Origin of the sequence: Solibacillus daqui (genome assembly GCF_028747805.1) — a bacterium.
In the GTDB taxonomy this organism is placed as follows: Bacteria; Bacillota; Bacilli; order Bacillales_A; family Planococcaceae; genus Solibacillus; species Solibacillus daqui.
In genome coordinates, this window is record NZ_CP114887.1 from 936025 (window position 1) to 957995 (window position 21971).

The following is a 21971-nucleotide window of genomic DNA, read 5'->3' on the forward strand; positions in this document are numbered from 1 at the left end:
CATTAAAATTGACTAGTTTTATTGTGTCAAAACAAAACCATTCTTTAGCTAATTTTACTTTGATTCAGTAACAAGATTCAATTCAGCACACTTTTTTCAAAATCTTTGTAATAGAAACCAATTTCATTTTAATAATAGAGTGGCGCGAAGTGAAGGGGGCGACTTCTAGGGGATTAAGCGTGTGCGGAAAATCCACTCAATTGTGCCACCGTAAGGCACAATTGAGTTAGTTGTAGCCACGCCCCCAGAAAAGCGTCCCCCGTAACGTAGCAGAACGGACTATATTAGAGTAATGCACTATTTTCTAAATTTTGTTTTGGAAAATGCTCGTTATGAGGATGATATATAAATCGGTAACGAAAAGTGGTAGAACATATGCTATAATTGTTTCAATATGCAAAGAAGGATGTGACGAACCTTGGTACGTAGTATGACCGGTTTCGGCAGGGGGGTCACAACAACGAAAAAATTTCAACTTACGGTTGAAATTCGTGCTGTGAATCATCGTTTTTTAGAATTGAACACAAAGTTTCCAAGAGAATGGATGGAAGCAGAAGTTCTTGCAAAAAAAATGTTGTCGGATGCAGTTTCTCGTGGGAAAATAGATGTTATCATTTTTCTTAAAGAACTAAAGGATGCCGAGCAGACAATTCAAATAAATTGGCCGCTACTTAATGCATTTTTACGAGCAAAAGAGGAGCTTGCACAGTCCGTTGTAATGGAAGAAAAATGGACAATGCAAGAAATCGTCAGTCTTGAGCAAGTGCTACAAATTGAAAAAATGGAACTTGAACAAACGCAAATTTTAGAAGCAGTGCACATAGCATTAACAGAAGCTATTGCCAATTTACTTGCGATGCGTGAGCGTGAGGGCGGGCAATTACAGCAAGTTATGCTGCAATATAAAGCTGAGCTTGAAACAGAAATTGCACAAATTCGGACGCATGCACCAGTGGCTGTTGACAAGTATCGTGAACGTTTAGTGAATCGTTTACAAGATATTGCAAGTGGACAAGTAATAGAAGATCGCTTATTAACAGAAGTGGCGATTTTTGCGGAGCGTATTGATATTACCGAAGAACTGGATCGTCTAGAGAGTCATTTTGGTCAATTAGTAGAGACATTAACTGAGCAAAATGCAATTGGTCGTAAATTAGACTTCATCATGCAAGAAATGAATCGTGAAATTAACACCATTGGTTCAAAAAATCAGTCGACGATTTGTTCTGCGGCAGTAGTGCAAGCAAAAACAATTTTAGAAAAAATGCGAGAACAAGTTCAAAATATTGAATAACAAAAGGAGTTACATATGAATAAACACCGTGGATTATTAATTGTTCTATCTGGTCCATCAGGCGTTGGTAAGGGAACAGTTCGAAAAGAGCTCTTTTCTCAGCCTGACACAAATTACGAATATTCGATTTCGATGACAACGCGTAATCCTCGCGAAGGTGAAGTAGATGGTGTAGACTATTTCTTTAGAACACGTGAGGAATTTGAGGCGCTAATTAAACAGGGAGGCTTGCTAGAGCACGCACAATTTGTAGGAAACTACTATGGTACGCCGCTTGCTTATGTTCAAGAAACATTAGATGCTGGCCGTGATGTATTTTTAGAAATCGAAGTGCAAGGAGCAGCTCAAATTCGTGAAAAGGCGCCAGATGCGTTGTTTATTTTTTTAGCACCACCAAGCATTACCGAGCTAGAGCAACGTTTAGTTGGTCGCGGCACAGAAACAGAAGACGTAATCGCACAACGTATTGCAACTGCTCGTGAAGAAGTTGAAATGATGTCACTTTACGATTATGTTGTCGAAAATGACCAAGTTCAGAATGCATGTGATAAAATAAATGCAATCATAGTAGCGGAACACTGCCGTCGTGAACGTGTAGAAAAACGCTACTTGTCAATGTTGAGAGGAGAATAAAAACAATGTTATACCCATCAGTAGATAAATTAAAAAAACAAATCGATTCTAAGTACTCTTTAGTGAGCTTAGCATCAAAACGTGCACGTCAAATGCAAGAAGAAGGCGGCGAACAGTTAGACAAATACGTTTCGTATAAGCCAGTAGGTAAAGCGTTAGAAGAAGTTGCTTCTGGCAAATTACGCAAAGTTCAGCAAGACGCTTCAACAGTTTACGAAGACGAAATCTAACTTGTTTCAGCAAATTTCTTTTGTACCATAAGTAAAGTGACAGGTACAGAAGTCCCCTTCTTCTATAAGTGGGGTTCAAAGCCGGCTGATAATTAATTACAGTAAAAATATGTGTTGAGTTGGAGCTCCCTTAGAATCTTTCTTAGGGAGCTTATCCTTTGAAAAGGCGGTTATGATGATGAAAAAAAACAATATATTATTGTGTGTTTCAGGCGGCATTGCCGTATATAAAGCAGTGGCACTCGTTAGTAAGTTATCGCAGGCTGGAATGAACGTAAAGGTGATTATGACAGCTTCGGCCAGGAAATTCGTGACGCCGCTAAGCTTTCAAGTGATGTCAAAAAATGATGTGTTTTTTGATACGTTCGATGAAAAAGACTCTAATGTTATTGCACATATTGATTTAGCCGATTGGGCGGATTTAATTATTGTAGCACCTGCGACAGCCAATATGATTGCAAAAATGGCACACGGGATGGCAGATGATATGGTAACAACGACATTGCTTGCGACAACTGCACCTGTTTGGGTGGCGCCTGCTATGAATGTGCATATGTACGAGCATCCAGCAGTATTACGAAATATTCAACAACTGCATGAAGATGGTATTCGTTTTATCGAACCGTCTGAAGGGTTTTTAGCATGTGGTTATATTGGAAAAGGGCGCTTAGAGGAGCCTGAAAAAATTACTGCACTTGTTGTGAAGCATTTTACTGAGCAACGAAGTGATGGGCAATGAAGTTTGCGCAAGTCATTGTCGATGTATCGGCTTATCCGGTAGATCGTCCGTTTGATTACATTATTACAACAGAGTGGGAAGAATTGATCGATATTGGTTGTCGTGTGAAAGTACCATTTGGACCGCGAAATGTGCTCGGTTTTGTTGTCGGTATTTCGGAGCAATCGGATGTGCCTGTTGAAAAAATGAAGGCAGTAGCACAAGTGCTGGACATTGAATCAATTTTAACCCTTGAAATGCTTGAGCTAGCTAAATGGCTAAAGCATCAAACAATTTGCTATGAAATTGATGCCTTACAAGTGATGCTACCAGGTGCGTTACGCGCGAATTATGAAAAATATGCGCTATTACAAGGTGAGGTCACACAATTAGTGCCACAATTACAGCTGTATTTTGAAAAAACAACAAAGGTAAATATTACACAACTAGAAAAGGCTGATTTATTAAAGCCTTTAAAACGTGCGGTAAATGACGGAATTGTCGTGATTGAAAACGAAGTAAAGCAAAAAGGGCAAATAAAGCAAGTACGTAAAGTGCAAATTGCTGCCATTGAACAGTTAGAAATTATTCAACAACAAATCGGCAAGCGTTCAGCGAAACAACTCGCGCTCATCGAATGGATGAAGCCTTATGCTGGCGCCATTTTAATGCCAAATGTGATTTGTGAAACGGTAAATGTATCGACTGCAGTGTTAAAGGGCGTAATTGAAAAGGGTGCAGCTACTTATATTCAAGAAGAAGTGTATCGCGATCCATATAAGAAAGAGATTGTTCACTCAGACTTTTTACAATTAACAGATGAGCAGCACGAAGCATTGTCGAATATTAAACAGGCAATGGATGATGTGCGTCAAGAAACCTTTTTACTGCATGGGGTTACGGGTAGTGGGAAAACCGAAATTTATTTACAAGCGATTCAGCGTGCAATTGCAGAAGGTAAAGAAGCGATAGTACTTGTGCCTGAAATTTCATTAACACCGCAAATGACCGAGCGCTTTAAGTCGCGATTTGGTGATGAAGTTGCAGTAATGCATAGTGGGTTGTCGGTTGGTGAAAAATACGATGAATGGCGCAAAGTACAGCAAGGAAAAGTAAAAGTTGTAGTCGGTGCTCGTTCAGCGATTTTTGCACCGTTTAAAAATTTAGGGCTTATCATTTTAGATGAAGAGCATGAATCCACATATAAACAAGAAGATTCTCCTCGCTATCATGCTCGAGATGTTGCGATTTGGCGCGGGAATTATTACAATTGTCCAGTCATATTAGGGAGTGCAACACCTGCATTAGAATCATTTGCACGTGCCAAAAAAGGTGTGTATACACTATTAACACTGCAAAATCGTGCGAAGAAACAAGCATTACCAACTGTTCACATTGTCGATATGCGTGAGCAATTACAAGCGGGCAATCGTTCGATGTTTTCGGAACCGTTAACGGAAGCGTTAAGGGAAAGACTTGAACGCGGTGAGCAAACAGTATTGTTTTTAAACCGCCGTGGCTATTCTTCTTTTATACTTTGCCGAGATTGTGGAACGAGCGTGCAATGTCCAAACTGCGATATTTCACTAACGTACCATCGCTATCAAGAAAAGCTAAAATGTCATTATTGTGGACATGAGGAATACATCCCACAAACATGCCCTGAATGTCAAAGTGAAAACATTCGCTATTTTGGAACAGGTACGCAAAAAGTGGAGGAAGAAATTTTTAAGCTTTTTCCACAGGCGCAAGTACTACGTATGGACGTAGATACGACTAAGCAAAAAGGCTCGCATGAAAAAATGCTCGATGCGTTTGGACGTGGGGAGGCAGACATTTTACTTGGCACCCAAATGATTGCTAAAGGACTAGATTTTCCGAATATTACATTAGTTGGTGTGTTAAGTGCCGATACAAGCTTGCATTTACCTGATTATCGTGCAGCAGAAAAGACATTTCAACTGATGACGCAAGTAAGTGGACGTGCAGGGCGCCATGAAAAGCCTGGGGAAGTATTTATTCAAACGTATACGCCGGAGCATTATGCTATTGAATTATCAAAAGAACAACTGTACACGCCGTTTTATGAGCAAGAAATGCAAGTGCGTCATATGGCGGGCTATCCACCGTATTACTTTTTAGCACTTGTGCAAGTTTCGCATGAGGATGTTGTGATGGCAGCAGAGTATGCGGGCCGTGTTGCTGAGTATTTACGCTCAAATTTATCGTTTCAAGTTTCAGTCATTGGACCAACGACAGCAAGTATCGCTCGTCTCCAAAATAGATATCGTTATCAATGTTTGATAAAATATAAAATAGAACCTAATTTAATTCCTACGTTATTACAGCTCATAAAGTTGTATCGTTCAGAATGGATTAAAAAGGGCATTGTGTTAACGGTTGATTTAGATCCTCAGATGATCTAATGCATATAGAAAGAGGTAAAAGGTTATGGCAATTAAAGAAGTTATTAAAAATCCGGCAGATGTATTAAACACACAAACAAAAGAAGTAGAAGTAATTGATGAAGCAATCATTGAATTATTAGATGATTTATATGAAACGATGGTTGAGCATGACGGCGTTGGTATTGCAGCACCACAAATTAACGTTAGCTTACGCGTTGCAATTGTTGAGCTAGGTGAAGACATTTTAGAAATGATTAACCCAGTTGTCATTGAAACTCGTGGAGAAGAAGAAGATGTAGAGGGTTGTTTAAGCTTCCCTGATTTATTTGGAATGGTAAAACGCCCGACTTATGTGAAAATCGAAGCGGCTGACCGTGAAGGACGTATTTACGAATTAGAAGCAGAAGATTTCGAAGCGCGTTGTATTTTACATGAAATCGATCATTTAGATGGCGTATTGTTTGATTCTAAAATGACACGTGTATTAACAGAAGAAGAGTTAGAAGAGCTATACGCTGACGCTGAGGAGGAATAATTGATGACAAAAATCGTTTTCATGGGAACTCCAGCGTTCTCAGCGCCGATTTTACGCATGCTGCATGAGGAAGGTCATGATGTATTAGCTGTTGTTACACAGCCTGACCGCCCAGTAGGACGTAAAAAAGTGTTAACTCCACCTCCAGTAAAGGAAGAAGCGTTAGCATTAGGTTTACCAGTTATTCAGCCTGAAAAATTACGAGGCTCGGAGGAATTACAGCAAATACTTGCGTTAAATCCCGATTTGGTAGTAACGGCGGCATTCGGTCAAATTTTACCGAAAGAATTACTTGATGCACCACGCTTAGGTTGCATAAATGTACATGCTTCTTTATTACCGGCTTATCGTGGTGGTGCACCAATTCACCAAGCGATTATCGATGGTCAAACAAAAACAGGTGTAACCATTATGTATATGGCAGAAAAGTTAGATGCTGGCGACATTATTTCACAGCGCGCCATTGCGATTGAAGATACAGACCACACAGGTGGTATGTTCGACAAATTAAGTGATGTTGGCCGTGAGTTATTAAAGGACACATTGCCGTCAATTATTGATGGTACAAATGAGCGCACGGTTCAGGATGAGGCATCCGTAACATATGCAAGTAATATTAGTCGCGAGCAGGAGCTAATTGATTGGAACAAAGATGCACGCACATTATATAATCAAGTGCGCGGATTACATCCATGGCCAGTTGCTTATACAACATTCGAGGATGCAAACTTCAAAATTTGGTGGGCAAAGCCAGGCGAAACTCAGGCAAATGCTATACCGGGTGAAGTGGTGAAAATTGCAAAAGAATATTTCGAAGTAGCAACAGGCGACGGCTCAACATTAGCATTATACGATGTACAGCCAGCAGGTAAAAAACGTATGACAGTAGAAGAATATTTACGTGGTACGGGCTCGAAATTACAGATTGGGGACCGTTTTCAATGAGTAAGAAAAAGCAAGTCATTTGGGATGGAAATGTACGTGATGCGGCATTAACGATACTACTCACGGTCGATAAAAGCCAAGCGTACAGCAATTTACTATTACACCAAACGATTGAAAAATATAAAATTGACGCCAAAGACCGTGGATTATTGACAGAATTAACGTATGGAACGTTACAACATAAGTATACACTTGATTATTATTTAGAGCCGTTTATTCGTGGTAAAGTGGATATTTGGGTACGTTGGTTACTACGCATGTCACTATACCAAATGCATTATTTAACACGTGTTCCAGCACACGCCGCAGTAAATGAAGCGGTAGAAATCGCAAAACGACGTGGTCATAAAGGAATTGCGTCAATGGTCAACGGTATTTTACGTTCGATTTTACGAGAAGGTGTGCGTTCGACAGATCTAATCGATAATGCCAATGAGCGTTTAGCCATCGAAACGAGCCATCCGCAATGGTTAGTTGATCGTTGGGTAGAAAGCTATGGCTATGAACATACACGTGAAATGCTACTAGAAAACAATATTGCACCATTACAAACGGTGCGTGTTAATACAACAAAAGCAACGGTAGACCAAGTATTAACTACGCTGGAGCGTGAAGGCATTAAAGCACGTCGTAGCGAATTTATGCCACAGTGTTTATATATTGAAAGTGGTCAAGCAGCACGTACAGGTGCATTCCGTAATGGTTTAATTACGATTCAAGATGAAAGCTCGATGTTACCAGCTACAGTGCTAAATCCACAGCCAGGTATGAAAGTTCTTGATATGTGTGCAGCACCAGGTGGAAAAACAACGCATTTAGCGGAAATTATGAACAACGAAGGCTCGATTTTAGCGACCGATTTACATCCGAAGAAACTAGATTTAATCGAAGAAAATCTGGCACGCTTAGGGTTAAACATTGTTGAAACCGCACCACTTGATGGGCGAAAAGCGGCGAACTTTTTACAAAAGGAAGGCTATGATGCGATTTTAGTCGATGCACCATGCTCAGGCTTGGGTGTTATGCGCCGTAAGCCAGACATTAAATATACGAAGCGCGAAGAGGATTTAGAAAGTTTACAAACAATCCAATTAGCGATTTTAGATAATGCCGTTCAACTTTTAAAAGACGGTGGACGATTAGTGTACTCAACTTGTACAGTCGATCGTCGCGAAAATGAAGGTACGGTACAAGCCTTCTTACAGGCACATCCTGATATGCAGGCAGTGTCTTTAGAAAATTTACCAGCACAACTAGATGCGAAACAACAAGACGGGATGCTACAAGTATTCCCTCAAGATATTGGCAGTGACGGATTTTTTGTTGCTGCATTCGTAAAAAAAGGAGCGTCCAATTAAACTAATGGAGCAAGAACAGTTAAAACAATTTGATGAACGAATTCAGGATTTAGTCGAAGAAGCAGCAGACCAACCTGTACGCCGTGTGAAAAAAGAAAAGCCACAATTAAAACCTTCTATCTATTCATTACGTCTAGATGAAATGAAGGAATGGTTAACTGCGAATGGTGAAAAAGCATTCCGTGCGGGCCAAATTTATGAGTGGTTATATGAAAAACGTGTTAAAACGTTTGAAGAAATGTCAAACCTTTCAAAAGGCTTACGTGAAAAGCTAGAAGCACAGTTTGCGTTAACAACACTTTCAACAATTATTAAACAGGAATCAAAAGACGGAACAATTAAGTTTTTATTCCAATTACAAGATGGCTATTCAATCGAAACCGTATTAATGCGTCATGATTACGGAAATTCCATTTGTGTTACAACACAAGTAGGTTGCCGTATCGGTTGTACGTTCTGTGCCTCAACTTTAGGTGGGCTTAAACGTCACTTAATGGCAGGGGAAATCGTTGAGCAAGTTGTCAAAGTACAGCAACAGCTTGATGAAACGAATGAACGTGTCTCTTCTATAGTAATTATGGGTATCGGTGAGCCATTTGATAACTATGACGCGATGATGAATTTCTTAAAAATTATGAACGACGACAAAGGTTTAAATATCGGTGCGCGTCATATTACGGTATCAACGTCAGGAATTGTACCTAAAATTTATCAATTTGCTGATGAAGGTATGCAAATTAACTTTGCGGTATCATTACACGCACCAAACCAAGAGGCACGTCAAAAATTAATGCCGATTGCCAAAGCATATAAATTAGAAGAGCTGATGGAAGCGGTAAAATACTACACAAAGAAAACTGGCCGCCGTGTGACCTTTGAATACGGTTTAATGTCTGGTGAAAACGATACAGAAGAAGTGGCGTTAGAGTTAGCAAAATTAATTAAAAATGTTAAATGTCACGTCAACTTAATTCCAATCAACTACGTACCAGAACGCGATTATGTGCGTACATCACGTAGTAAAATCTTTGCATTTGAAAAAACGTTAAAGGATCAAGGGATTAACGTAACAATTCGTCGTGAGCAAGGTGCGGATATCGCAGCAGCTTGTGGCCAGTTACGTGCACAGGAACGATCACAAGAAACAAAGTAGGTGGACGATAGTGAACTTTACAGTGGAAAGTGATATTGGGTTAAAACGAACAATTAATGAAGATCGGGCAGCGTTTTTTGAGCGCCCCGATCGTTTTAAGCTTGCGATTTTAGCAGACGGCATGGGTGGACATAATGCAGGCGATGTAGCGAGTGAAATGACGATTACTGGAATGCAGCAGCTTTTCGAATTAGTCGAAAGTTCACAACTAGCTACGAAACAAGCGCAATTAGAATGGTTGCGTGATGCGGTTTCACATATTAATCAGCAAATTTATCAATATTCCTTAACGCATGAAAATTGCCAAGGGATGGGGACGACAATGATTGCCGTATTAATTGATCAACAGCAATGTATCATTAGTCATGTCGGCGATAGTCGCGTATATCATTTTACAAATGAATCCGTAGAGTTAGTAACAAGTGACCATTCATACGTAAATATTTTATTGGTAAATGGAGAAATTAGTGAGGAAGAGGCGAAAATCCATCCGAAACGTAACTTCATTTTAAAAGCATTAGGCACAGAAGTTTCTATTGAACCTGATTTTTATGAAATAACTTTAACAGATGATTCACATTTACTCATTTGCTCAGATGGTTTAAGCAACAAGCTAACAACTGAAGAAATGGTGGAAGTAGTAGAAATGGACATTTCGATTCAAGAAAAAGGTAGGAAGTTTGTTCAATTTGCCAATGATCGTGGCGGAGAAGATAATATTTCCCTTATTTTAATGACGACAAAGCAGGAGGTGTAGTCAATGCTAGTAGGAAAACATATTAGCGGCCGTTATAAAATTTTGCAATTAATTGGCGGCGGTGGTATGTCGAATGTGTATTTAGCACATGACATTATTTTAAATCGTGATGTAGCAATTAAAATTTTGCGATATGACTTGTCAAATGAAGAAGAATTGCATCGTCGTTTCCAACGTGAGGCATTGTCTGCAACAAGCTTGACACATCCAAATATTGTAAGTATTTATGATGTTGGTGAAGATGGAGATATGCATTATATCGTCATGGAGTACATTAAAGGGAAAACATTGAAACAATACATACAAGAGTTTTCGCCTTTATCATCTGCGCGTAGTGTGCACATTATGAAGCAACTGACTTCAGCTATGACACATGCACATGAACATGGTATTATCCATCGCGATATTAAGCCGCAAAACATTTTAATGGACGAAGCTGGAAACGTAAAAATAACGGACTTTGGAATTGCAACATCATTAAATGCAACAAGCTATACACAAACGAACTCCGTTATTGGTACGGTTCATTACTTATCACCGGAGCAAGCACGTGGTGGGCTTGCTACGATGAAGTCTGATATATATGCGCTAGGTATTGTGTTATACGAATTATTAACAGGTGAATTACCGTTTTCGGGAGAATCTGCAGTATCGATTGCTTTAAAGCATCTACAATCGGAAACACCCTCTGTGCGTGAATTCGATGCAACAATTCCACAAAGTGTTGAAAATATCGTATTAAAGGCAACTTCAAAAGATGCCAACCATCGATATGCAAATGCTGAAGAAATGGAAGCAGAATTAGATACGTGTTTATCATTACAACGTGTCAACGAACCAAAATTTGCACCACCTGTTGATAATGATGCAACGAAGCTCATTCCGGTTATTAAAAATCCAAAAATAGAGCAGCCGCATATACAAAAGCCTTCTATGGATGTGACGAAGCAAACGGAGTTGAAAGAAAAAACGCCAACGCCACCAAGCAAGCCGGAAGTAAAACAGAAGCAAAAGAAAAAATGGCCGATAATTGTAGGGATTATCGCAATGTTAGTAATAGTAGGGATTGCTGCCGCGGTTGTATTAACACCGAAAAAATACGCGGTTCCGGATGTTACAAATATGCCACTAGATGAAGCCATTGCTGAAATTGAAAAAGCTGGCTTCGTTGTTGGAGAGCAAGAAGAGCTTAATAACGAAGAAGTTGAGAAAGGCCATATTATTGAGTCAACACCACAAGCAGGTCTTGAAAAAGTAAAGGGTACTGAAATTGATTTAGTTGTCAGTATCGGTAAATTGTCATCTGAAATGCCCGATTTTGTTGGTAAACAAAGAGCGCAAGTAGAACCTGTTAGCGATGGCTATAAAAGTTTTAACTTTGAAGAAGTTCACTCAGATGAACTGGAAGGTGAAATTGTAGAGCAATCGCCATTACCGGGGACTGAAATTATCGCTGAAGAAACGAATGTTGTTCTGAAAGTAAGTAAAGGAAAAGCAATGGAAACGGTCATTAGCTTAAATAACTTTAGTGCTGCAGACCGTAAAGAATATGCACGTACATCTGGCTTTAATATCAACGTTGTCGAGGAAAGGTATTCAAATACAGTGCCAGTAGGTCTTGTAATTGAACAAAAGCCAAAAGCAGGTAAATCAGTGGCAGTAGGAAGTACGATTGAAGTCGTCATTTCAAAGGGACCAGCAGCGAAAAAAGAACAGCTTTATACGAAAACGATTGAGATTCCGTATGAGCCTTTAGAAGAAGGGGCAGAGCAAACGGTCTCAATTTTCGTTCAAGATAAAACACGTACGATGGTTGAACCGATTGAAGTGATAACGATTACGGAATCGACGACCTATTTATTACAGCTAACGATTGTTGAGGGCGATAAGGCAGCTTATCAAGTTGTCCGTGATAATATTGTCATTGAAAGTAAAACAATTCCATATGAAAGCCTCAATAGGAATTAGTAAGGAGGAATTGGATGGCGCAAGCCCAAATTCGAAAAGCATTAAGTGGTTATTATTATGTTGAAAAAGAAGGCGAATTAATTCAATGTCGCGCACGTGGGATTTTCCGTAATCGCGGAGAATCTCCACTCGTTGGTGATTTTGTTGAATATTCGTATGACGGAGAATCGGATGGATCGATTGATAAAATTTTAGAGCGTCATAACTCTTTAGTTCGTCCACCAATTGCCAATGTTGATCAAGCATTGCTTGTGTTTTCAGCGAAAGAACCTGATTTTAATACGATTTTATTGGACCGTTTTTTAGTGGTCTTGGAGTCATTCCGTGTACAGCCGATCATCATTTTAACTAAACTGGATTTATTAAATAATGATGAGCGTGCCAATTTACAGCACTACATTAATGATTATAAAGAAATTGGCTATGAAATTATCGAAACATTTAAAGATGATGAGACGTTAATGGAGAAGCTAGAGCCAATTTTAAAGGATAAAACGTCGGTATTAGCAGGTCAATCAGGCGTAGGGAAGTCTACGTTACTGAATACACTTTTACCGGATTTAGATTTAAAAACAGGCATCATTTCAAAAAGCTTAGGACGTGGGAAGCATACAACACGTCATGTAGAGCTAATTGAAGTGTGTGGCGGGTTACTTGCGGATACGCCGGGCTTTAGTTCGTTTGATTTTGATACAATCGAAAAAGAAGAGTTAACCGCATGCCTACCAGAATTTTTACGTACGAGTGAGGACTGCAAATTCCGTGGTTGCTTACATATGAAGGAGCCAAAGTGTGCAGTAAAGCAAGCGGTAGAAGTTGGGGAAATCCGTGCATATCGCTATGAACATTATGAACAATTTTTACAAGAAATAATGGATCGAAAGCCGAGGTACTAAACATGATTAAAATTGCACCATCGATTTTAGCAGCAGATTTTGCAAAGTTAGGTCAAGAAGTAAAAGAAGTGGAAGCAGCAGGAGCAGAACTGATTCATATCGACGTAATGGATGGCCATTTCGTACCGAATATTTCATTTGGAGCGATTGCTTTAGAGGCGATTCGTCCACTTTCTACATTGCCAATGGACGTGCATTTAATGATTGAAAACCCAGACCAGTATATTGAACAGTTCGCAAAAGCGGGCGCGGATTATATTACTGTTCATGTGGAAGCGTGCCGACACCTCCACCGCACGATTCAATTAATTCGCTCATTTGGCGTGAAACCAGGTGTTGTGTTAAACCCACATACTCCGATTGAATCAATCCAACATGTGTTAGAAGATGTGGATATGGTATTGTTTATGACGGTTAACCCAGGTTTTGGCGGGCAGAAATTCATTGAGTCGGTTGTACCAAAAGTAGAAGCATTGTCGAAAATTGTTAAAGAGCGCGGCTTAAATATCGAGATTGAAATTGATGGCGGTATTAATGCTGAGACAATCGTACCTTGTGCGAAAGCGGGGGCAACGATTTTCGTAGCAGGCTCAGCAATTTACGGAAAAGAAGATCGCGCACAAGCTTTACAAGAAATTAAACAAGCAGGACTTTCAGCAATTAAGTGATTGTAGCTATTTGCGCAGGCGGCCCCTTAAGTGAGGTCGCCTTTTCTTTAAAGCCTGATATATGGATTGGTGTCGATCGAGGGGCCATATATTTAGTGGATGAGGCAATTGTTCCTAATGCCATTGTCGGTGATTTTGATTCGGTATCTGCCGAGGAATTTGCGCGAATTTCGAAAGCGGTACAGCATATTGAACAATTTCAGGCTGAAAAGGATGAAACAGATACAGATTTAGCGCTTGAAAAGGCATTGGGTTATGCTCCAACAGAAATTTGGCTGACAGGTGTTACAGGCGGCCGTCTAGATCATTATGAGGCTGTATTACGTTCTGTCTACCATTTACAGCAGCAACATCCAAATATCGTTATTAAAATCGTCAATCCTTATAATGAAATTCAGTTTTTAATGCCGGGGCAGCATGTAATACGAAAAGGAAATTATTCGTATGTATCGTTTTTTGCCTATGGTCAAACGCTGGTAAATGTTACGTTACGTGGTGTCAAATACGAAACGACGGATGAAGTCATTAAACAAGGAACTACGCGCTTTACAAGTAACGAAATACTTTCTGAAGGGTCTATATCTTTTCTTGGCGGCATATGTTTAATGATAAAGAGTAGAGACTAGGAGGAGTAAAATGAAGGTGTATACATTTCAATTACCAAAATGGGTGAGTGGGATGGCAAGAGGCTGTGTAAAGCTGTTTCGACGAGACAAGAAAGAAAAATGATGGGTAGCTATCGTTCGCTAATATGCGGGCGGTAGCTTTTTTTTGCGGAGCGGGGACGTTTTTCTAATATTCATAATGGAAGCTATAAAAATACTTTGATGTGATATGCGTGTGGGAACATGAAAGTTGCAACCGTTAAATGAACTAGTGTTTGATCGGTTTTACAAGTCTATGTATTTAGAAAGTGTTGAATTTGATGTGGAATTAACATTGACGTTTGCTAGTGACAATTACCACTATCAGTTCAGCTATAAACAATTTGTAACATATTATAATCCAATTCGCATACATCACATACTTCAAGGGCAAATTAGGACAGATTTAGAAATGCTGATAGCACTAAATGTAACGGAATTAAAGGTGCGATTATTGTCATCAATGTTATATGGTGATACTTATTTGAAGTGTATCGAGTTGTAGTTCATCTTTTCTGGATTTTGGTCAGTATTATTTATATATTGTGGATGATTTTTTGATTGACGTATTTCATTGATTCTGCCCACTATAAGTGAATTTTCTTTATAAAATAAGTGTCTTAAATTATCTCAAAATAAAAAGAGCATCAGCAAAAGCTGACGCTCCGTACGCGATTATACGCGCTCGATTTTACCTGATTTTAAAGCACGAGCAGAAACCCATACACGTTTTGGCTTACCGTCAACTAAGATACGAACTTTTTGTAGGTTAGCACCCCAAGTACGTTTAGAAGCGTTCATAGCGTGTGAACGGTTGTTGCCTGTACGAGCTTTACGGCCAGTAATTACGCATTGTTTTGGCATTGTAAAATTCCTCCTTACAGCTGAATCTGAAATCTATATTTCAGTTCGATATTTCACATACCATAATAATTTAACATACCTCCTGAATGAGTGCAAGACATTTTGCACAACCTTTCAAGAAAAAAACCTTTACACCTATTTTTGGCTGAATGGCTTATAACTTTTTCGATGTAAAAATAGAGTGAAGTGACTGTACATGCAGTTAATAGCATGTCTTAAACGTCAATGGAGACTTATTATATGAAATATCTGCAACGAATTCAATCGTGCAAAATCATACTGAATTTTTAGGAGAATTTAGGTAACTCACTAAGATTTTGTTACTTTGCACTCGTCGAATTTTGTCAGAAAAACAAGTTCAAACTAGACGAATACGAACGTTTTCTTTTATAATCGACTTTTGTATAGTACAATGTAGATTAGTTAACTAGAGCCAAGGGGGCATACACTATGTCAGTTGAATTAAATAATGAATTCGGCCATATTGATATTTCCAACGATGTAATTGCACAAATTGCTGGTGGAGCGGCAATCGAGTGCTACGGAATCGTGGGCATGGCTTCAAAACATCAAATTCGTGATGGTTTAACAGATATTTTACGAAAAGAAAATTTTGCAAAAGGTGTACTTATTCGCCAAGAAGGTGAAGACTTACATATTGATATGTATATTATTGTAAGCTATGGTACGAAAATTTCAGAAATCGCATATCAAGTACAATCAAAAGTAAAATACACAGTAAATAAAACATTAGGCATGAGCGTTAAGTCAGTTAACATTTTTGTTCAAGGCGTTCGTGTAGCGAACGTGTAAGAGGAGGAAATGAATCGGATGAAGTCTTTAGACGGAATTAAATTTGCTGAAATGGTACAAATGGGCGCACACCACTTATACCAAAACGCAGCATATGTAGATTCACTAAATGTATTCCCTGTACCAGACGGGGATACTGGGACAAATATGAATTTGTCTATGACATCTGGTGCAAAGGAAACGGAAGCAAACGTAAGCGAGCATATTGGGAAAGTAGCGCAAAGCTTATCAAAAGGCTTACTTATGGGGGCACGCGGAAACTCAGGCGTTATTTTATCGCAATTATTCCGTGGTTTCGGCAAAGCAATCGAAAAAGAGGCAACAATCGACGCATTAGGTTTAGCAAAAGCATTCCAAGCGGGTGTTGATACAGCGTACAAAGCTGTTATGAAGCCAGTGGAAGGGACAATCCTAACAGTAGCCCGTGAAGCAGCTGCTAAGGCGGTAGAGGTTGCGGAAACAGAACAAGACATGATCGCAGTGATGGAAGTATTCACTAAAGAAGCAAAAGCATCACTTAACCGTACACCGGATCTTTTACCAGTGCTAAAAGAAGTTGGCGTAGTAGATAGTGGTGGTCAAGGTTTACTATTCGTATACGAAGGTTTCCTTGCCTCAATGAAGGGCGAGCCATTACCAGAGAAAAATGAATCTTCATTAGATGATTTAATTAATGCAGAACATCACCGTGTACAAGACTTCATGGATACATCGGAGATCGAGTTCGGCTATTGTACAGAAATTATGGTTCGCTTTGAAGAAGACAAAGCACCATTCGACGAAGAACAATTCCGCCAAGAACTAAATCCAATGGGTGACTCATTATTAGTTATTTCAGATGATGAAATTGCGAAAGTACATATTCACTCGGAAACTCCAGGTGCTGTACTAGCTGCGGGTCAAAAATACGGTAGCTTAATTAAAATCAAAGTAGATAACATGCGTGAGCAACACTCTGCTATTGTAAGTGACGCGCCAAAAGCACCTGCTAAAAAAACGCAAACAAAAGTACCATATGCTGTTGTTACCATTGCAATGGGTGAAGGTGTGGCTAATTTATTACGTTCAATCGGTGCTTCTTATGTCATTGAAGGCGGTCAAACAATGAATCCTTCAACAGAGGATATCGTAAAAGCTGTCCAAGAAATTGGTGCTGAGCGCGTATTAATTTTACCGAACAACAAAAATATTATTATGGCTGCAGAGCAAGCGGCAGAGTTATTAGAAATTGAAGCAGCGGTTGTACCAACAAAAACGATTCCTCAAGGGATGGCGGCAATTTTAGCATTCAACCCAGAAGAGTCAGTTGAAAATAACAAAAACAACATGACAAATGGCTTTGCACACGTAAAAACAGGTCAAGTAACATTTGCTGTACGTGATACTTCAATCGACGGCGTTGAAATTCGTAAAGACGATTACATGGCTTTAGCAGAAGGGAAAATCATTTTATCAACAAAAGAAATGATGGATGCTGCGAAGACAGTATTAGAAAACTTAATGGATGAAGATGCAGAAATCGTAACGTTGATTTACGGTGAAGATGCAACAGCTGAGCAAGCTGAAGAATTACAAAGCTTTATCGAAGAAAATTATCCAGATGCAGAAGTAGAAATCGTGGAAGGTAAGCAATCACTTTATCCATTCATCTTATCTGTAGAATAATTGATCTTTGTTTTCAAGAAAATCAATATTTTGATTTTTAAAACATTCGACTCTCGTAAAATAGCGAGAGTCGTCTTTTCGTTTCGTGACAAGAAATTTGTTTATTGTAGCAAAAATGGTTACAATGGTAGTAAATAAAAGAATCAAAGAAAAGGGAGGGACCACTTATGAAATTTACATCAGTTTTTGATATTATCGGTCCTGTAATGATCGGTCCTTCTTCGTCGCATACAGCAGGTGCAGCGCGAATTGGACGTGTAGCACGCGATTTATTTGGACGTCAGCCAAAATGGGTGAAAATTTATTTATATGGCTCGTTTGCAGAGACCTATCGTGGTCACGGGACAGATGTTGCAATTGTTGGCGGCTTGCTGGATTATGATACAGATGACGAGCGCATTAAAACGGCATTTGAAGAAGCGCAAAAAGCAGGCTTACAATTTGAATTTATTCCAGAAACGGCAAATAAAGAACATCCAAACACAGCGCGTTTATTGATGGGCGATGATGCAGGCGAAATGAGTGTTGAAGGGATTTCAATCGGTGGCGGTAAAATCGAAATTAGCGAAGTAAACGGATTCAAGCTACGATTAACTGGTGGTATGCCAGCAATTTTAGTAGTTCATGATGATCGCGCGGGCTGTATTGCCAACGTTGCGAACTGTTTAGCGATGCACGATGTCAATATTGGTCATATGGAAGTGTCTCGCATTGAGCGAGGGTTAACGGCATTAATGGTTATTGAAGTTGACCAAAATATAGATGATCGCATTATAGAACAAATTTCTTACATCCCACATATAACAAAAGTTTCAAAAATTAATAACTAAGGGGTGAGCGTATGGATGTATTATTTCGTAGTGTTCGAGAATTAGTAGACCTTGCTGAAAATGAAGGGAAGCTAATTTCAGAATTAATGATAGAGCAAGAAATGTTAATTAGCGGTCGTTCGCGTGATGAAATTTTTGCGCAAATGGATCGTAACTTAACGGTGATGGAAGAAGCAGTTGAGCGCGGGCTTCGCGGTGTACAATCCGTAACGGGCTTAACTGGTGGTGACGCAGTATTACTGCAAAACTATATAGCGCAGGGGAAGTCGCTAGCGGGTGATTTATTATTAGATGCAGTTAGTAAAGCGGTTGCTACGAATGAAGTTAATGCGGCAATGGGGACGATTTGTGCAACACCAACTGCGGGCTCTGCCGGTGTTGTACCAGGTACACTATTTGCAGTAAAAAATAAATTAAACCCAACGCGTGAGCAAATGATTCGCTATTTATTCACTTCAGGTGCATTTGGCTTTATCGTAGCAAACAATGCGTCGATTTCTGGTGCTGAAGGTGGTTGTCAGGCAGAGGTCGGAAGCGCGTCTGCAATGGCAGCAGCGGCAATTGTTGAGATGGCGGGTGGTTCACCACAGCAAAGTTCAGAAGCGTTTGCCATTACACTAAAAAACATGCTCGGACTTGTTTGTGACCCAGTAGCTGGACTTGTAGAAGTACCTTGTGTGAAACGTAATGCGATGGGGGCGTCAAATTCGCTTGTGGCAGCAGATATGGCATTGGCTGGCGTAACTAGCCGTATTCCATGTGACGAAGTAATTGGCGCGATGTATCGAATCGGTCAAGCTATGAGTCCGAACTTAAAAGAAACGGCACGTGGTGGTTTAGCGGCAACGCCAACAGGAAAAGCAATTACACATGCGATTTTTGAAGGTGGCAATTTAAAAGATATTTTAAAATCACGAACTGTTAGTCATTAAATTGAAATTGAATGTGTCCAAATGTGGATGCATTCATTTTTTGGTTTCTAACAGAACATATGCACTCATTTTGTGCTATGCTAAGTACAAGCATTAAAGTAAAGGAAGTGTCGATCGATGATTCATGAACCGGTTTCGAAGTTAAAAGGTATCGGAAAAGAAACAGCAGAACATTTAGCAAAAATCGGCATCGATAGCGTACATGATTTAATTTGGACATTTCCATATCGTCATGAAGATTTTAGATTAAAAGATTTAGCAGAAACACCGCATAATGAACGTGTCACTATTGAAGCGCGTGTAGAAAGTGAACCAACGGCATTATTTTTAGGGAAAAATAAATCACGTTTACAATTTACGGCATTAGCGGGAAGACATTTGATTAAAGTAGTGTTTTTTAATCAAAACTATTTACGTCAAAAAATTTCAACAGGTATGATTATTACAATTACAGGGAAATGGGATCGGGGTCGACAAACAATCATTGGCAGCTCGGTAACTTTTGGACCGAAAACCGAGCAAATCGATTTTGAACCTGTATATAGTTTAAAAGGGGGTTTACAGCAAAAGCGCTTCCGCAAATACATGCGCCAAGCCCTTGATGCTGTAAAAGAAGAATTACCAGAAACGTTACCGTATACGATTCGTGATAGCTATCAATTATTGGCACTACAAGATGCGCTTGAGGGGGTACATTTCCCGACAGACGCCGATCACGCAAAGCAAGCACGACGTCGTTTTGTTTACGAGGAGTTGCTTGAATTTCAGTTGCGCATACAAGCTTTGCGAAAAGCAAATAAAGAACATGAAAAGGGCATTTCAATTCGCTATGATTTAGAGAAATTAAAAACATTTATTAAGACATTACCATACGAATTAACCGGCGCCCAAAAACGTGTAGTAAATGAAATATGTAAAGATTTATTGGTCCCGCAACGTATGAATCGCTTATTACAAGGTGACGTTGGTTCTGGTAAAACGGTTGTAGCGGCAATTGGTTTATACGCAGCAGTAACAGCTGGCTATCAAGGGGCATTAATGGCCCCGACTGAAATTTTAGCCGAACAGCATGCGGAAAACTTGCATGCTTGGTTTGAACCAATTGGCATTAACGTGGCGATATTATCTGGTTCGACAAAAGCAAAGGCACGTCGAGAACTGTTAGCACAACTCACCGCTGGAGAAATCGATATTTTAATCGGGACGCATGCACTAATACAGCCAGATGTGGAATTTAATAATTTAGGCTTAGTTATTACCGATGAGCAACACCGTTTTGGCGTCGAGCAACGACGTGTTTTACGAGATAAAGGTGAAAATCCAGATGTCTTGTTTATGACGGCAACACCAATTCCTCGAACACTTGCTATTACGGCATTTGGTGAAATGGATGTATCGATTATAGATGAGCTACCAGCTGGACGAAAAGAAATTGAAACACATTGGTTGAAAAAAGAACAGCTTAATAGTGTGTTAATGCGAATGTCACAAGAGTTGGAAGCGGGGCGCCAAGCGTATGTCATTACACCACTAATTGAAGAATCAGATAAGCTTGATGTGCAAAATGCGGTTGATGCGTATGAACATTTAGCGTTGTACTTTGGGAGTCGTTTTAAAGTAGGGTTAATGCACGGTAAATTGCATCCAGATGAAAAAGATGCGGTCATGCGCGCCTTTAGTGATGGTGATATTCATGTACTCGTATCTACAACCGTTGTCGAAGTTGGTGTAAACGTTCCGAATGCGACGTTTATGACGATATACGATGCCGAGCGCTTTGGTTTAGCACAGCTTCATCAATTACGTGGACGTGTTGGACGTGGTGAACATCAGTCGTATTGTGTATTAATAGCTGATCCGAAAACCGATGAGGGAAAAGAGCGTATGATGAGCATGACCGAAACAAATGACGGCTTCCGATTAGCCGAAAAAGATTTAGAGTTGCGCGGCTCGGGCGATTTCTTCGGTAAGCGTCAAAGTGGGGTGCCAGAATTTAAAATGGCAGATTTAGTGCATGATTACCGAGCGCTTGAAATGGCGAGACAAGATGCGGCTAAAATGCTGTACGATGAAGCGTTTTGGCGAGATGCTGAGTACGAACCGTTACGTGGAAAACTTGTTTCTTCGGGTGTACTCGAAGGAAATCGTATCGATTAAAGATTAGAAATTTAGGATTTGTGGTAAAATAGAAGGCTAATAATTATAAAAGAAATGAGGAATAATGAATGGCAAAAATGCATCCGTATTTTGTATTTAAAGGTGAAACAAAAGAGGCAGTGGCGCTTTATGCAAAGCTATTTAATGCGAAGAATGTAAATGTATTAACATTTGGCGAGATGCCTGAAAATCCTGCGCATCCAGTGCCTGAGGAAGCAAAGCATTTAGTCATGCACGCTTTAATCGAATTAGAAGGCGATATTAAAATGATGTTCTCAGATACATTCCCGGGGTCACCACAAGTAACAGTAGGTGACAATATTACGATTGCCTATATGTCAGAAGATGAAAATCATATTCGCTCGATTTTTGAAGGGTTATCGGATGGCGGCTTGGTAACAATGCCTTTACAAGAAACTTTTTGGAGTAAATGCTATGGACAAGTAACAGATAAGTTCGGCGTCTTATGGCAATTAAGCTACGAACAATAATAGAATTATGCA

General features: G+C 39.6%; 21 protein-coding genes and 1 pseudogene. 21 read left to right on the forward strand and 1 reads right to left on the reverse strand.

Annotated elements, in window-relative coordinates:
- Positions 1–418 precede the first annotated feature (418 nt).
- The 15 genes and pseudogenes from O7776_RS04345 (at position 419) to spoVM (ending at position 14292) form a co-directional block, all read left to right on the forward strand.
- Positions 419–1294, forward strand: a complete 876-nt coding sequence (locus tag O7776_RS04345) for a YicC/YloC family endoribonuclease (RefSeq protein ID WP_274309411.1) — start codon at positions 419–421, stop codon at positions 1292–1294.
- A 15-nt stretch (positions 1295–1309) separates the two neighbouring features.
- Complete coding sequence (gmk, locus tag O7776_RS04350) at positions 1310–1927, forward strand: guanylate kinase (protein WP_274309412.1); 618 nt, start codon at positions 1310–1312, stop codon at positions 1925–1927.
- Positions 1928–1932: 5 nt separating this feature from the next.
- Positions 1933–2157 (forward strand): DNA-directed RNA polymerase subunit omega, encoded by a 225-nt coding sequence (gene rpoZ, locus O7776_RS04355; RefSeq protein WP_241367931.1) that lies wholly within the window; start codon positions 1933–1935, stop codon positions 2155–2157.
- 175 nt (positions 2158–2332) lie between these two features.
- Positions 2333–2878: pseudogene (gene coaBC, locus O7776_RS04360) on the forward strand (bifunctional phosphopantothenoylcysteine decarboxylase/phosphopantothenate--cysteine ligase CoaBC); the annotation flags it as partial.
- Between the two features lie 14 nt (positions 2879–2892).
- Positions 2893–5301: a primosomal protein N' gene (gene priA / locus O7776_RS04365; protein ID WP_274309413.1), complete on the forward strand. Its 2409-nt coding sequence runs from the start codon at positions 2893–2895 to the stop codon at positions 5299–5301.
- Positions 5302–5326: 25 nt separating this feature from the next.
- Positions 5327–5818: a peptide deformylase gene (gene def / locus O7776_RS04370; protein ID WP_274309414.1), complete on the forward strand. Its 492-nt coding sequence runs from the start codon at positions 5327–5329 to the stop codon at positions 5816–5818.
- 3 nt (positions 5819–5821) lie between these two features.
- Entirely contained in the window at positions 5822–6763 is a 942-nt protein-coding gene (gene fmt / locus O7776_RS04375; RefSeq protein WP_274309415.1) for a methionyl-tRNA formyltransferase, read from the forward strand.
- Positions 6760–8121 carry a 16S rRNA (cytosine(967)-C(5))-methyltransferase RsmB gene (gene rsmB / locus O7776_RS04380; RefSeq protein WP_274309416.1) on the forward strand — a complete coding sequence of 454 codons (1362 nt, stop codon included), beginning with the start codon at positions 6760–6762 and terminating at the stop codon, positions 8119–8121. The genes fmt and rsmB overlap by 4 nt, the downstream gene beginning before the upstream one ends.
- A gap of 4 nt (positions 8122–8125) precedes the next feature.
- Positions 8126–9274: a dual-specificity RNA methyltransferase RlmN gene (rlmN, locus tag O7776_RS04385; protein WP_274309417.1), complete on the forward strand. Its 1149-nt coding sequence runs from the start codon at positions 8126–8128 to the stop codon at positions 9272–9274.
- A gap of 10 nt (positions 9275–9284) precedes the next feature.
- On the forward strand, positions 9285–10031 hold the full coding sequence (locus tag O7776_RS04390) for a Stp1/IreP family PP2C-type Ser/Thr phosphatase (RefSeq protein WP_274309418.1): 747 nt from the start codon (positions 9285–9287) through the stop codon (positions 10029–10031).
- Between the two features lie 3 nt (positions 10032–10034).
- Positions 10035–11999, forward strand: coding sequence for a Stk1 family PASTA domain-containing Ser/Thr kinase (gene pknB, locus O7776_RS04395; RefSeq protein WP_274309419.1), 1965 nt, complete (start codon positions 10035–10037; stop codon positions 11997–11999).
- A 14-nt stretch (positions 12000–12013) separates the two neighbouring features.
- A complete protein-coding gene (rsgA, locus tag O7776_RS04400) occupies positions 12014–12895 on the forward strand; it encodes a ribosome small subunit-dependent GTPase A (RefSeq protein ID WP_274309420.1) in 882 nt (293 codons plus the stop codon).
- A 2-nt stretch (positions 12896–12897) separates the two neighbouring features.
- Positions 12898–13563, forward strand: coding sequence for a ribulose-phosphate 3-epimerase (gene rpe / locus O7776_RS04405; RefSeq protein WP_241367940.1), 666 nt, complete (start codon positions 12898–12900; stop codon positions 13561–13563).
- Positions 13560–14189 (forward strand): thiamine diphosphokinase, encoded by a 630-nt coding sequence (locus tag O7776_RS04410; RefSeq protein ID WP_274309421.1) that lies wholly within the window; start codon positions 13560–13562, stop codon positions 14187–14189. Before rpe ends, O7776_RS04410 begins: the two co-directional genes overlap by 4 nt.
- Before the next feature lie 10 nt (positions 14190–14199).
- Positions 14200–14292, forward strand: a complete 93-nt coding sequence (gene spoVM, locus O7776_RS04415) for a stage V sporulation protein SpoVM (RefSeq protein WP_241368672.1) — start codon at positions 14200–14202, stop codon at positions 14290–14292.
- Positions 14293–14882: 590 nt separating this feature from the next.
- On the opposite strand, the gene rpmB is transcribed toward spoVM, so the two are convergent.
- Positions 14883–15071: a 50S ribosomal protein L28 gene (rpmB, locus tag O7776_RS04420; RefSeq protein ID WP_049668398.1), complete on the reverse strand. Its 189-nt coding sequence runs from the start codon at positions 15069–15071 to the stop codon at positions 14883–14885.
- Positions 15072–15521: 450 nt separating this feature from the next.
- On the opposite strand from rpmB, the gene O7776_RS04425 reads away from it, so the two are divergent.
- The 6 genes from O7776_RS04425 to O7776_RS04450 all read left to right on the forward strand — a co-directional run bounded on the left by O7776_RS04425 (position 15522) and on the right by O7776_RS04450 (position 21959).
- Positions 15522–15884, forward strand: a complete 363-nt coding sequence (locus O7776_RS04425) for an Asp23/Gls24 family envelope stress response protein (RefSeq protein ID WP_241367942.1) — start codon at positions 15522–15524, stop codon at positions 15882–15884.
- Between the two features lie 18 nt (positions 15885–15902).
- Positions 15903–17549: a DAK2 domain-containing protein gene (locus O7776_RS04430; protein WP_274309422.1), complete on the forward strand. Its 1647-nt coding sequence runs from the start codon at positions 15903–15905 to the stop codon at positions 17547–17549.
- 167 nt (positions 17550–17716) lie between these two features.
- Entirely contained in the window at positions 17717–18379 is a 663-nt protein-coding gene (sdaAB, locus tag O7776_RS04435) for an L-serine ammonia-lyase, iron-sulfur-dependent subunit beta (RefSeq protein ID WP_241367944.1), read from the forward strand.
- An 11-nt stretch (positions 18380–18390) separates the two neighbouring features.
- Positions 18391–19311 (forward strand): L-serine ammonia-lyase, iron-sulfur-dependent, subunit alpha, encoded by a 921-nt coding sequence (sdaAA, locus tag O7776_RS04440; protein WP_274309423.1) that lies wholly within the window; start codon positions 18391–18393, stop codon positions 19309–19311.
- 117 nt (positions 19312–19428) lie between these two features.
- Positions 19429–21468: an ATP-dependent DNA helicase RecG gene (gene recG, locus O7776_RS04445; protein WP_274309424.1), complete on the forward strand. Its 2040-nt coding sequence runs from the start codon at positions 19429–19431 to the stop codon at positions 21466–21468.
- A 68-nt stretch (positions 21469–21536) separates the two neighbouring features.
- Positions 21537–21959 carry a VOC family protein gene (locus O7776_RS04450; protein ID WP_274309425.1) on the forward strand — a complete coding sequence of 141 codons (423 nt, stop codon included), beginning with the start codon at positions 21537–21539 and terminating at the stop codon, positions 21957–21959.
- Positions 21960–21971 lie beyond the last annotated feature (12 nt).

Bases quoted from the DNA above. Each gene is read 5' to 3' on its own strand.
- rpmB (WP_049668398.1), bottom strand. From the start codon at position 15,071: ATGCCAAAACAATGCGTAATTACTGGCCGTAAAGCTCGTACAGGCAAC.
- pknB (WP_274309419.1), top strand. From the start codon at position 10,035: ATGCTAGTAGGAAAACATATTAGCGGCCGTTATAAAATTTTGCAATTA.
- priA (WP_274309413.1), top strand. From the start codon at position 2,893: ATGAAGTTTGCGCAAGTCATTGTCGATGTATCGGCTTATCCGGTAGAT.
- fmt (WP_274309415.1), top strand. From the start codon at position 5,822: ATGACAAAAATCGTTTTCATGGGAACTCCAGCGTTCTCAGCGCCGATT.
- O7776_RS04425 (WP_241367942.1), top strand. From the start codon at position 15,522: ATGTCAGTTGAATTAAATAATGAATTCGGCCATATTGATATTTCCAAC.
- gmk (WP_274309412.1), top strand. From the start codon at position 1,310: ATGAATAAACACCGTGGATTATTAATTGTTCTATCTGGTCCATCAGGC.
- rpoZ (WP_241367931.1), top strand. From the start codon at position 1,933: ATGTTATACCCATCAGTAGATAAATTAAAAAAACAAATCGATTCTAAG.
- O7776_RS04430 (WP_274309422.1), top strand. From the start codon at position 15,903: ATGAAGTCTTTAGACGGAATTAAATTTGCTGAAATGGTACAAATGGGC.
- def (WP_274309414.1), top strand. From the start codon at position 5,327: ATGGCAATTAAAGAAGTTATTAAAAATCCGGCAGATGTATTAAACACA.
- O7776_RS04450 (WP_274309425.1), top strand. From the start codon at position 21,537: ATGGCAAAAATGCATCCGTATTTTGTATTTAAAGGTGAAACAAAAGAG.
- rsgA (WP_274309420.1), top strand. From the start codon at position 12,014: ATGGCGCAAGCCCAAATTCGAAAAGCATTAAGTGGTTATTATTATGTT.
- recG (WP_274309424.1), top strand. From the start codon at position 19,429: ATGATTCATGAACCGGTTTCGAAGTTAAAAGGTATCGGAAAAGAAACA.
- rpe (WP_241367940.1), top strand. From the start codon at position 12,898: ATGATTAAAATTGCACCATCGATTTTAGCAGCAGATTTTGCAAAGTTA.
- spoVM (WP_241368672.1), top strand. From the start codon at position 14,200: ATGAAGGTGTATACATTTCAATTACCAAAATGGGTGAGTGGGATGGCA.
- rsmB (WP_274309416.1), top strand. From the start codon at position 6,760: ATGAGTAAGAAAAAGCAAGTCATTTGGGATGGAAATGTACGTGATGCG.
- sdaAA (WP_274309423.1), top strand. From the start codon at position 18,391: ATGGATGTATTATTTCGTAGTGTTCGAGAATTAGTAGACCTTGCTGAA.
- sdaAB (WP_241367944.1), top strand. From the start codon at position 17,717: ATGAAATTTACATCAGTTTTTGATATTATCGGTCCTGTAATGATCGGT.
- rlmN (WP_274309417.1), top strand. From the start codon at position 8,126: ATGGAGCAAGAACAGTTAAAACAATTTGATGAACGAATTCAGGATTTA.